Origin of the sequence: Isoptericola sp. NPDC057391, from assembly GCF_042668085.1 — a bacterium.
In the GTDB taxonomy this organism is placed as follows: Bacteria; Actinomycetota; Actinomycetes; order Actinomycetales; family Cellulomonadaceae; genus Isoptericola.
Genome location: NZ_JBHVBO010000147.1, coordinates 1 through 10584 on the forward strand (window position 1 = coordinate 1; position 10584 = coordinate 10584).

General features: G+C 74.4%; 12 protein-coding genes and 1 tRNA gene. 8 read left to right on the forward strand and 5 right to left on the reverse strand.

Annotated features, from left to right (window positions below):
- Positions 1–55: 55 nt before the first annotated feature.
- From rplA to ACFUVW_RS16130, 5 genes are all read right to left on the reverse strand, one after another.
- Positions 56–766, reverse strand: coding sequence for a 50S ribosomal protein L1 (gene rplA / locus ACFUVW_RS16110; protein ID WP_430572333.1), 711 nt, complete (start codon positions 764–766; stop codon positions 56–58).
- 139 nt (positions 767–905) lie between these two features.
- Positions 906–1337: a 50S ribosomal protein L11 gene (rplK, locus tag ACFUVW_RS16115; RefSeq protein ID WP_430572334.1), complete on the reverse strand. Its 432-nt coding sequence runs from the start codon at positions 1335–1337 to the stop codon at positions 906–908.
- A gap of 70 nt (positions 1338–1407) precedes the next feature.
- Positions 1408–2211: a transcription termination/antitermination protein NusG gene (nusG, locus tag ACFUVW_RS16120; protein WP_430572335.1), complete on the reverse strand. Its 804-nt coding sequence runs from the start codon at positions 2209–2211 to the stop codon at positions 1408–1410.
- 62 nt (positions 2212–2273) lie between these two features.
- Complete coding sequence (gene secE / locus ACFUVW_RS16125; protein ID WP_430572336.1) at positions 2274–2534, reverse strand: preprotein translocase subunit SecE; 261 nt, start codon at positions 2532–2534, stop codon at positions 2274–2276.
- Between the two features lie 130 nt (positions 2535–2664).
- Positions 2665–2740: transfer RNA gene (locus ACFUVW_RS16130), tRNA-Trp, on the reverse strand.
- A 233-nt stretch (positions 2741–2973) separates the two neighbouring features.
- Between ACFUVW_RS16130 and ACFUVW_RS16135 the strand changes: the two genes are divergently transcribed.
- The 8 genes from ACFUVW_RS16135 to ACFUVW_RS16170 all read left to right on the forward strand — a co-directional run bounded on the left by ACFUVW_RS16135 (position 2974) and on the right by ACFUVW_RS16170 (position 10515).
- On the forward strand, positions 2974–3921 hold the full coding sequence (locus ACFUVW_RS16135; RefSeq protein ID WP_430572337.1) for an ABC transporter ATP-binding protein: 948 nt from the start codon (positions 2974–2976) through the stop codon (positions 3919–3921).
- Positions 3922–4019: 98 nt separating this feature from the next.
- Positions 4020–4805 carry an ABC transporter permease gene (locus ACFUVW_RS16140; protein ID WP_430572342.1) on the forward strand — a complete coding sequence of 262 codons (786 nt, stop codon included), beginning with the start codon at positions 4020–4022 and terminating at the stop codon, positions 4803–4805.
- Positions 4792–6075 (forward strand): sensor histidine kinase, encoded by a 1284-nt coding sequence (locus ACFUVW_RS16145; protein WP_430572338.1) that lies wholly within the window; start codon positions 4792–4794, stop codon positions 6073–6075. The genes ACFUVW_RS16140 and ACFUVW_RS16145 overlap by 14 nt, the downstream gene beginning before the upstream one ends.
- Positions 6076–6194: 119 nt before the next feature.
- Complete coding sequence (locus tag ACFUVW_RS16150; RefSeq protein ID WP_430572343.1) at positions 6195–6761, forward strand: response regulator; 567 nt, start codon at positions 6195–6197, stop codon at positions 6759–6761.
- 38 nt (positions 6762–6799) lie between these two features.
- Positions 6800–7879, forward strand: a complete 1080-nt coding sequence (locus ACFUVW_RS16155) for an adenosine deaminase (protein WP_430572339.1) — start codon at positions 6800–6802, stop codon at positions 7877–7879.
- 7 nt (positions 7880–7886) lie between these two features.
- Positions 7887–8270 (forward strand): hypothetical protein, encoded by a 384-nt coding sequence (locus ACFUVW_RS16160; protein ID WP_430572340.1) that lies wholly within the window; start codon positions 7887–7889, stop codon positions 8268–8270.
- Positions 8270–9862 carry a sensor histidine kinase gene (locus tag ACFUVW_RS16165; protein WP_430572341.1) on the forward strand — a complete coding sequence of 531 codons (1593 nt, stop codon included), beginning with the start codon at positions 8270–8272 and terminating at the stop codon, positions 9860–9862. The genes ACFUVW_RS16160 and ACFUVW_RS16165 overlap by 1 nt, the downstream gene beginning before the upstream one ends.
- Positions 9859–10515: a response regulator transcription factor gene (locus ACFUVW_RS16170; RefSeq protein WP_429727818.1), complete on the forward strand. Its 657-nt coding sequence runs from the start codon at positions 9859–9861 to the stop codon at positions 10513–10515. Before ACFUVW_RS16165 ends, ACFUVW_RS16170 begins: the two co-directional genes overlap by 4 nt.
- Positions 10516–10584 lie beyond the last annotated feature (69 nt).

The following is a 10584-nucleotide window of genomic DNA, read 5'->3' on the forward strand; positions in this document are numbered from 1 at the left end:
GCACCCACGGGGGGTGCCGGGCCGTCGGCGGTGGTTCAGCGGGTCCCTGTCGGGATCACGCCTCCTCGAGCAGCTTCGAGGTGCGCGACTGGTCGAGCGGGATGCCCGGGCCCATCGTCGTCGTCATCGTGGCCTTGGTGATGTAGCGGCCCTTGGACGACGTCGGCTTGAGACGCAGGACCTCGTCGAGCGCGGCGGCGTAGTTCTCCACCAGCGCCTTCTCGTCGAAGGACGCCTTGCCGATGATGAAGTGCAGGTTCGAGTGCTTGTCGACGCGGAACTCGATCTTGCCGCCCTTGATGTCGGACACGGCCTTGGTCACGTCCATCGTCACGGTGCCGGTCTTCGGGTTCGGCATGAGACCGCGGGGGCCCAGCACCTTGCCCAGACGACCGACCTTGCCCATGAGGTCCGGCGTCGCCACGGCGGCGTCGAAGTCGGTGTAGCCACCGGCGACCTTCTCGATCAGGTCGTCGCCGCCGACCTCGTCGGCGCCGGCCGCACGGGCCTCCTCCGCCTTGGCGGCGTTCGCGAAGACGATCACGCGGGCCGTCTTGCCGGTGCCGTGGGGCAGGTTGACCGTGCCGCGGACCATCTGGTCGGCCTTGCGGGGGTCGACGCCCAGGCGGAACACGACCTCGACGGTCGCGTCGTACTTGACCGTCGCGGTCTCCTTGGCGAGGCGGACCGCCTCGAGGGGGCTGTACAGGTTCTCGCGGTCGATCTTCTCGGCCGCGGCGCGGTACGCCTTGCTGCGCGTTGCCATCTGCTTCTCCTTCTGCAGTCGTGGTGAGCGGGTCCGCGCGGACCCTGCCACGTGCCCGACGTCGATCGCCGGGACTTGGTCCGAGCCGCCCTGACCGCGCCGGAAGGGTCCGGTCACGGCCGGGCGGCCCGGGCGCGGATCACTCCGCGACGGTGATGCCCATCGAACGAGCGGTGCCGGCGACGATCTTCATCGCGGCGTCGATGTCGTTCGCGTTGAGGTCCTGGAGCTTGGTCTGCGCGATCTCGCGGACCTGGTCCTGGGTGAGCTGCGCGACCTTGACGGTGTGCGGGGTCGCGGAGCCCTTGGCCACGCCGGCGGCCTTCTTGATGAGCTCGGCGGCCGGCGGCGTCTTCGTGATGAACGTGAACGAGCGGTCCTCGTACACGGTGATCTCGACGGGGACGACGTTGCCGCGCTGCGACTCCGTGGCCGCGTTGTAGGCCTTGCAGAACTCCATGATGTTCACGCCGTGCTGACCGAGCGCGGGACCGATCGGCGGGGCGGGCGTGGCCGCACCGGCGTTGATCTGGAGCTTGATGAGGCCGGCGACCTTCTTCTTGGGAGGCATGACTCTTCCCTGACTTTCTTGTTCGTGGGCCGACGCCGTGGGCGATGACCCGGTTGCAGTACTGCGTCCGTCAGATCTTGGCGACCTGGTTGAACGACAGCTCGACCGGGGTCTCCCGGCCGAAGATGGAGACGAGGACCTGGAGCTTCTGGGCCTCGGCGTTGATCTCGGAGATCGTGGCGGGCAGCGTGTCGAACGGGCCGTCGGTGACGGTGACCGACTCGCCGACCTCGAAGTCGACCTCGACCGGGGCCTTCGCCGTCGCGCCCGACGTCGCCGCCGCGGCCTTGCCGGCCTCGGGGGCGGCCTCGACGAACACCGGCGCCAGCATCGAGTAGACCTCGTCGAGCGTCAGCGGCACGGGCTGGTGCGTGTGGCCGACGAAGCCGGTGACGCCCGGCGTGTGGCGCACCGCGCCCCACGACTCGTCCGTGAGGTCCATGCGCACGAGGACGTAACCGGGGATGCGGACGCGGCGGACGGTCTTCTTCTGCGCGTTCTTGATCTCGGTCACCTCCTCCATGGGGACCTCGATCTGGAAGATGTAGTCCTCCATGTTCAGGCTCTGGATGCGGTTCTCCAGGTTGGCCTTCACACGGTTCTCGTACCCGGCGTACGAGTGGATGACGTACCAGTCGCCGAGCTGCGAGCGCAGGGTGCGGCGGAACTCCTCGGCCGGGTCCTCGACGACGTCGCCGTCGGCGTCCGCCGGGCGCTCGTCCTCGGCGGCCTCGGCGGCGGCGTCCTCGACGCCCGCCTCGGGCGCCGCGTCCGTGGCGGGGTCCGCGGGCACGTCGAGGTCAGCCGCGGCGCCGTCGGCGTCGGGCTGGGTGGGGTCGACGTTCTCCGTCTGGTCCAGCGGATCCTGGGACACGAACGAACCTGCTTTCTGGAATCTGCTTGCTTCAGGGGCGGGCGTCCGGCGGCCTGCCGAGGTCAGTCGCCGAAGAGGGCGAGGACGCCCAGTCCGATGACCCAGTCGAGGGCCACCACGAACAGCATGACCACGGTGACGAACACCAGCACCACGATCGTGTAGTTGACCAGCTCGGAACGGGTCGGGGTCACGACCTTGCGGAGCTCCGCCACGACCTGGCGCACGAAGAGCGCGATGCGCGCGAACAGGTTCGGGCGCTTGCCGGTGGCCGGCTTGCCCCCGCCGGGCGTCCCCACGGCCTCAGCCGGTGACTCGCTCACTCGCTCTACCCCGTTTCGCGTTCCCGCCGCGGCCGCGCCACCTGCCGGCGACGCACCCACGGCACTGACTCCTGGCGTTCCGGGGTCATGCGGATGGCCCCGCTGCGCGCGGCCCCGCGGGGGATCACGCTGGCAGGGTAGACAGGACTCGAACCTGCAACCTGCGGTTTTGGAGACCGCTGCGCTACCAATTGCGCCACTACCCTTCGTGCTCGACGCCCCTGTCGCCACGCTCGAGGCACCCCGGAAGGGCGCGTTCGATCTTGGCGGGCATCAACCACCGAGGGACAACTGTACGCGACGCGGGGGCGTGGGTCGAACCACGCCCGAACCGCCGCCGGGACTCCCCCGCGGTCGCCCGCCGTCCACCGATCGGTGGACCCCGGATCCCGCCGTCCGAGGCTCACGGGGGGCCCGGCGCGCGAGCGAGGCTCGACGCATGACCTCGACGACGACACCCTCCCCGGCTCCCCGGCCGGCCGCCCCCCGCGGGCGCCCCGGCGACCGACCCTCCGGCACACCGGGCTCTTCCGGCGCCGCCGTCCGCGTCCGCGGGCTCACCAAGCGCTACGGCTCGAAGCAGGCCGTCGACGGGCTCGACCTCGACCTCGCGACGGGCGAGGTCGTCTCCGTGCTCGGCCCCAACGGCGCGGGCAAGACGACGACGATCGAGATCCTCGAGGGGTTCCGCGACCGCGACGGCGGCGAGGTGCGCGTGCTCGGCGAGGACCCCGCCCGGGGCGGCCGCGCGTGGCGGGCGCGGCTCGGCGTCGTCGCGCAGGACTCGCGCGACCAGGCGGAGCTCACGGTCGCGGAGTCCGTGCGCTCCACGGCCCGGTACTACCCGGCGCCCCGCGACCCCGACGAGGTGGTCGAGGCCGTGGGCCTCGCCGCGAAGGCGGGCGCGCGGGTGCGCTCCCTGTCGGGCGGGCAGCGGCGCCGGCTCGACGTCGCGCTCGGCGTCGTCGGCCAGCCCGAGCTGCTCTTCCTCGACGAGCCCACGACCGGCTTCGACCCGCAGGCCCGGCGCACGTTCTGGGACCTCGTCCTGCGCCTGCGGGACGCCGGCACGACCATCCTGCTCACCACGCACGACCTCGCCGAGGCCGCGCACCTGGCCGACCGCGTCGCCGTCGTGCGCGACGGGCGCGTCGTGGCCGAGGGTGCGCCCGAGTCCCTCGGCGGCCCCGGCGCGCGCACGCCGCTCGTGACCTGGACCGCCGACGGCGTCCGGCACACCGAGCGCACCGACGCGCCGACCGCGCTCGCCGCGCACCTCATGGCGACCGTCGCCGGCGCGGACGGCGAGGTCCCCGACCTGTGCATCACCCGCCCCAGCCTCGAGGACGTCTACCTCGGGCTGCTGACCACGGAGGACGACCGATGAGTGCCACGGACCAGGCGGACCAGGTCTCGACGCGCCCGAGGGCCGCGACGTCGGCATGGGAGGGCAGAGGCGGGCGGCTGCCCGGCCTCGCCCGGCTCATGCTGGTGCGGGCCGCCGTGGAGCTGCGCCAGTTCTGGCGCGAGCGCGACGCCGTGATCTTCGTGTTCGCCTACCCGATCGTCATGCTGGCGATCTTCTCCTCCGTCTTCGGGAGCGAGGACCAGGGCACCGAGGTGGCCCAGATCGGCTTCGCCCAGTACTTCCTGCCCGGCATGGTCGCGACCGGCATCATGCTCACCAGCTTCCAGTCGTTGGCGGTCTCCATCGCCGTGGAGCGCGACGACGGCACGCTGCGCCGCCTGCGGGCCACCCCCCTGCCCGTGACCGCGTACGTGGGCGGCAAGGTGGCGCTCACGCTCGCGACGTCGGTCGTGCAGACGGCCCTGCTGCTGGCCGTCGCCGCCCTCGCCTTCGACGTCCCGCTGCCCACCGACGCCGGCCGCTGGGCCACGTTCGCCTGGGTGTTCGCGCTCGGCGCCGCCGCCGGCACCGTCTGCGGCGTCGGGTTCTCGTCGCTGCCGCGGTCCGGGCGGTCCGCGAGCGCCGTCGTGACGCCGGTCGTGCTGGTGCTGCAGTTCATCTCGGGCGTGTTCTTCGCGTTCTTCGCCCTGCCGGGGTGGATGCAGACCGTGGCCTCGGTGTTCCCCCTGAAGTGGATCGCGCAGGGCATGCGGTCCGTCTTCCTGCCGGACGAGATGGCGGCGCTCGAGACCAGCGGGTCCTGGCAGCACCCCGCGACCGCTGCTGTACTGGTCGCATGGCTGATCGTGGGGCTCGTCGTCGGGGTGCGCACCTTCCGGTGGCGGCGCCGTGACGACGGCTGACGACGCCCCCGGCACGGGGGCCGGCACGGAGGCCGACGACGACGTCGCGCGGGCGACGTCCGACCCGTGGGACCGGCAGGTCGTGTGGTGGGACGTCGGGTTCGTCCTCATCGTGCTGCTGACCGCCGCGGCGATGGCGCTCGGCGGAGACACCGACGCCCGCGGGCTGTGGACGGCGTACACCGCGATGGCCGTCATGCTCGCCGCGTACGCGGTGTGGGGCGCCCCCGCGGCACGCACCCGCGACCAGCGCCGGGCGCTCGCCTACACGGTCGTGCTGATCGCGGGTACCGCGGTCGCCGTCGCCCAGGGCGGGCTGGCCACGTTCCTGCTGTTCGCGTCGTTCACGCAGCTCTGGATGCTGCTGGAGCCGCCGCGCCGGGCCGTGGTGGCGAGCGTCGCGCTCGGCGTCGCGACCACGTTCGCCATCGCCGCCCAGCAGGGGTTCGACGTCCCGACGCTCCTCGAGGCCGCACCGCAGATGGCCATCGCGATCGCGTTCTCCGTGCTGCTCGGGCTGTGGTTCGCCACGACGATGCGCCGCTCGGAGGAGCGGGCGAGGCTGCTGCACGAGCTGCGCCAGGCGCAGGCGGCGCTCGCGGAGTCGCACCACGCGGCGGGCGTGGCGGCGGAGCGGGAGCGCATCGCCCGGGAGATCCACGACACGCTGGCGCAGGGCTTCACCAGCGTCGTGACGCAGGCGCAGGCCGCGACGGCGGCGCTCGACCGGGGCGAGCAGGACCACGCGCGCGAGCGGCTGCTGGTCGTGGAGCAGACCGCGCGGGACAACCTCGCCGAGGCCCGCGCGCTCGTGGCCGCCTTCGCCCCCGTGCCGCTGCAGGGCTCGACGCTCGCCGAGGCGCTGCGCCGCCTGGCCGAGCGGTTCACCGCCGAGACGGGCACGCCCGTGATGCTGGACGTGGCCGGGGCGACGGACCCGGCGCGCGCCGGCGGGGCCACGGGCCAGGCGGCCGCCGACGTGGTGCTGCTGCGCGCGGCGCAGGAGGCCTTGGCGAACGTGCGGCGGCACGCGGGGGCCAGGACCGTGACGATCCGGCTGACGCGGGACGGCGACGGCGACGCGACCGACGTCCGGCTCGACGTGACCGACGACGGACGCGGGCTGCCGCCCGGTCATGTCGACGGTCTCGGGCTGGCCGGGATGCGCGAGCGGGTCTCGGCGGTGGGCGGCACGCTCGCCGTCGAGCCCGGCGAGGGCGGCGGCACGCGCGTCGAGGTGCACGTGCCGGCCGCGGGCGGCGCCGCATGAACGGGACGGGCGGGACGGGCGGGACGGGCGGGACGGGGGCCTCGGCGGGGCCTCCGCCGGGGACCGTGCGCGTGCTGGTCGCCGACGACCACCCCGTGGTGCGGTCGGGGATCATCGGGATGCTCGACGGCGAGCCCGACGTCGAGGTCGTGGGCGAGGCCCCGGACGGCGAGGTGGCGGTGGCGCTCGCCGGCGAGCTGGCGCCCGACGTCGTGCTCATGGACCTGCGCATGCCCCGCCTGGACGGCGTGGGCGCGACGGCGCGCATCGTGGGGGCGTCCCGCGGCGGCGGGCCGAGCGTCGTCGTCCTCACGACCTACGACACGGACGCCGACATCCTGCGCGCCGTCGAGGCGGGGGCGACGGGCTACCTGCTCAAGGACACCCCGCGCGACGAGCTCGTGGCGGGCGTGCGCGCGGCCGCGCGCGGCGAGACCGTGCTGGCGCCGGGCGTCGCGACCCGGCTCGTGACGAGCGTGCGCACCGCGGCCGAGCGGCTCACGGCGCGCGAGGCGGAGGTGCTCGCGCTCGTGGCGCGCGGGCTGTCCAACGCCGCCGTCGGGCGGGAGCTGTTCATCGCGGAGGCCACCGTGAAGACGCACCTGCTGCGGGCGTTCGCGAAGCTGGGCGTGGACGACCGCACGGCCGCCGTGACCGTGGCCCGCGAGCGCGGCTGGCTGCCCTGACCGGGCCCGCGCACGCGTCGTCGGGGCAGACTGGCGGCGTGCGCGATCTGGCGAAGCTCCCCAAGGCCCACCTGCACCTGCACTTCACGGGGTCGATGCGGGTGGACACCCTGCGCGACATGGCGGCCGGGCACGGCGTGCGGCTGCCGACCGCCCTCACGGACGGTGACCCGCTGCGGGTGCCGGCCGACGAGCGCGGCTGGTTCCGGTTCCAGCGCCTCTACGACGCGGCCCGGGCGTGCGTGCGCTCGGAGGCGGACATGCGCCGCCTCGTCGACGAGGCCGCGGCGGACGACGCCGCCGAGGGGTCGCGACGGCTGGAGATCCAGGTGGACCCCACGTCGTACGCGCCGTTCGTCGGCGGCATCACGCCCGCCGTCGAGATCGTGCTGGACGCGGCGCGGGCCGCGAGCGCCGCGCACGGGGTCGAGGTGGCGGTGGTGGTGGCGGCGTCGCGGATGCGCCACCCGCTCGACGCGCGCACCCTCGCCCGCCTCGCCGCCCGCTACGCGGGCGAGGGCGCCGGCGAGGTCGTGGGCTTCGGGCTGAGCAACGACGAGCGGCGCGGCGACACCGCGGAGTTCGCCGCCGCGTTCCGGATCGCGCGCCGCGCGGGCCTGGCGTCGGTGCCGCACGGCGGCGAGCTGCTCGGCCCCGCGCACGTGCGCGACGTCGTCGACGCGCTGCACCCCGACCGGCTGGGCCACGGGGTGCGCGCCGGGGAGGACCCCGCGCTGCTGGCCGAGCTCGTGGAGCGCGAGGTCGCGCTCGAGGTGTGCCCGGCCTCGAACGTCGGCCTCGGCGTGTACGCCGACACGTCCGAGGTGCCGCTGCGCCCCCTGGTCGAGGCCGGCGCCCGGGTCGCGCTCGGCGCGGACGACCCGCTGCTCTTCTCCTCCCGGCTGCTCGACCAGTACGTCGCCGCGCGCGAGGTGCACGGCTTCACCGACGCCGAGCTGGCGGACCTGGCGCGGTCCTCGGTGCGGGCGAGCCGGGCCTCGGAGGGCACGCGGCGCCGCCTGCTGGCCGACGTCGACGCCTGGCTGGCGGCGCCCGACCCCGGGCCGACGGCCAGGGCCGACGCGCTCTCATCTGCGTCTCATCCGCCCGCGGGATGATCCGGCCATGGTTCAACGGTCGGCCGAACGGTCCGGACGTCGCTGGCGCGCCGCCATCCCCTGGGTCCTCGGGATCGCCCTCGTCGCGGTGATCGTCGGCATCGTCGTCGCCGCCACCACCGCGGAGCCGGAGGACCGCGATGTCGGTGGCGTCGTCGTGGTCTCCCCCACCCCCGACCCGGCGTCTCCGTCGCCCACCCCGAGCCCCGGGGAGGGCTCGCCGGAGCCGAGCCCGTCCTCGACGGAGCCGTCGAGGACGCCGAAGCCGACGCCGACCCGGACGTCGGACGACGGCGGGGTCGCGCCCGTCCCGCCCACGGACGACGACGATGACGACGACGGCACCGACGACGATGACGACGACTCCCCCGACGACGACGAGGACGACTGATGGTGCGAGCCCCGGGGCCCCACGGAGGGCCGACCGTCCGCACGCGCATCCTCACGGCCCTGCTGGCGCTCACCGCCCTCGCGCTCGGGTTCGCAGGGGCCACGGCCTACCTGCTGACGTACGAGCAGGTCGACGACCGCATCGACGCCGACCTCACGGAGAGCGCCGACGAGCTGCGCACCCTCGCCGCCTCCGGCGTCGACCCCGTGACCGGCGACCCGTTCTCGTCGGCCGAGGAGGTGGTGGTGACCGCCATCCAGCTCGACGTCCCCGCGCGGCACGAGGGCGTGATCGGGCTGCGCACCGGGCAGCGACCCCTGGTCTCCCAGCAGGCGGTGGAGGTGCACCTCCAGGACGACGCCGAGTTCGTCGCCGCGGTCACGCCGCTGCTCGACTCCGACCAGGTCGTGCTGCGGACGATCAGCACCGCGACCACCGACTACCGCGCGCTCGTCGCGCCCGTCGCCGCGCTGCCCGAGGCGAGCGGCGCCGTGCCGGCGTCGAGCGAGCCGGCGGCGCTCGTCCTCGCCTACGACCGGGTCGCGGAGCACGCGGAGACGCAGGCAGTCTTCCGCAGCTATGCGCTCGTGGCGCTGGCCGCGCTGGTGGTCACGGGGGTCGTCGGCTGGCTGCTCGCCGGCCGCCTCCTGCGCCCGATCCGGATGCTCGCGCGCACCGCGCAGCAGATCGGCGAGTCGGACCTGTCCGCCCGCATCCCGGAGTCGGGCAACGACGACCTCACCCACCTCACCCGCGCCTTCAACGGGATGCTCGACCGGCTGGAGGGCTCGTTCGAGTCGCAGCGCCGCCTGCTCGACGACGTCGGGCACGAGCTGCGCACGCCGCTGACGATCGTGCGCGGGCACCTCGAGCTGATGGACACCGCCGACCCGGCGGACGCGGCCGAGACGCGGGTGCTCGCGCTCGACGAGCTCGACCGGATGCACCGCCTCGTCGACGACCTGGTCACCCTCGCGACCGTCGGGCAGCCCGACTTCGTGCGCCCCTCCCCCGTGGAGCTCGGCCGCCTCACGGACGACGTGCTCGACAAGGCCCGCACGCTGGGCGACCGTACCTGGCTGGTCGACTCGCGCACCGACGCCCGCACCATGGCCGACACGCAGCGCCTCACCCAGGCGTGGCTGCAGCTCGCCGCCAACGCCGTGAAGTTCTCCGCGCCGGGCAGCGTGGTGGCGATCGGGTCGCGCACGACTCCGGACGGCGCGCGCGTGCGCCTGTGGGTGCGCGACGAGGGCGTCGGCATCGCGCCCGACGACCTGGAGCGCATCTTCGACCGCTTCGCGCGCGGCGAGCACGACGGCGAGCGACGGGAGGGCTCCGGGCTCGGCCTGGCCATCGTGGCGGCCATCGCCGAGGGGCACGGCGGGGAGGTGACGGTCGAGTCCGCGCCCGGCCGCGGCTCCACGTTCGCCGTCGTCGTGCCGGTGCTGCCCGTGCCCGACGCGGGCCCCGACCCGGCCCCCGGTCGCGCCGTTCCCCCGGCCGGCCGGACCGCGCCGACCGCTCGCTCCGCCCCCACCCCCGAGCTGCCCCCGCGCACCGCCCCCGACCGGGAAGGACCCGCCACGTGAGCCAGATCCTCATCGCCGAGGACGAGACCCGCATCGCGTCGTTCGTCGCGAAGGGCCTGCGCGCCGCCGGCTACGCGAGCACGACGGTCGCGACCGCGCGGGAGGCGTTCGACCTCGCGTCGTCGGGCGACTTCGACCTCATGGTGCTCGACCTCGGGCTGCCCGACCAGGACGGCTTCACCGTGCTGCGCCGGCTGCGCGAGGCGAAGGTCACGCTGCCCGTCATCATCCTCACCGCCCGCACGTCCGTCGCGGACACGGTGGCGGGGCTCGAGGGCGGCGCCGACGACTACATGCCCAAGCCGTTCCGGTTCGAGGAGCTGCTGGCCCGCATCCGGCTGCGCCTGCGGGCCGAGCCGGCCGGCGAGGTCACCGTGCTCAGCCACGGCGACCTCAGCCTCGACCTGCGCACCCGCCGGGCCACCGCCGCGGGGGTCGAGGTGGACCTGTCCGCGCGCGAGTTCGCGCTCGCCGAGGCCTTCCTGCGCAACGCCGGGCAGGTGCTCAGCCGCGAGCAGCTGCTCTCGCGCGTGTGGGGGTACGACTTCGACCCCGGCTCCAACGTGGTGGACGTGTACGTGCGCTACCTGCGCAACAAGCTCGGCGCCGAGCGGTTCGTCACCGTGCGCGGCATGGGGTACCGCCTGGCCTGAACCCGGGCGCAACGCATCGAGCGTGCTGAATTGATCCTCAAGACTGGGATATGAGGATCAATTCAGCAC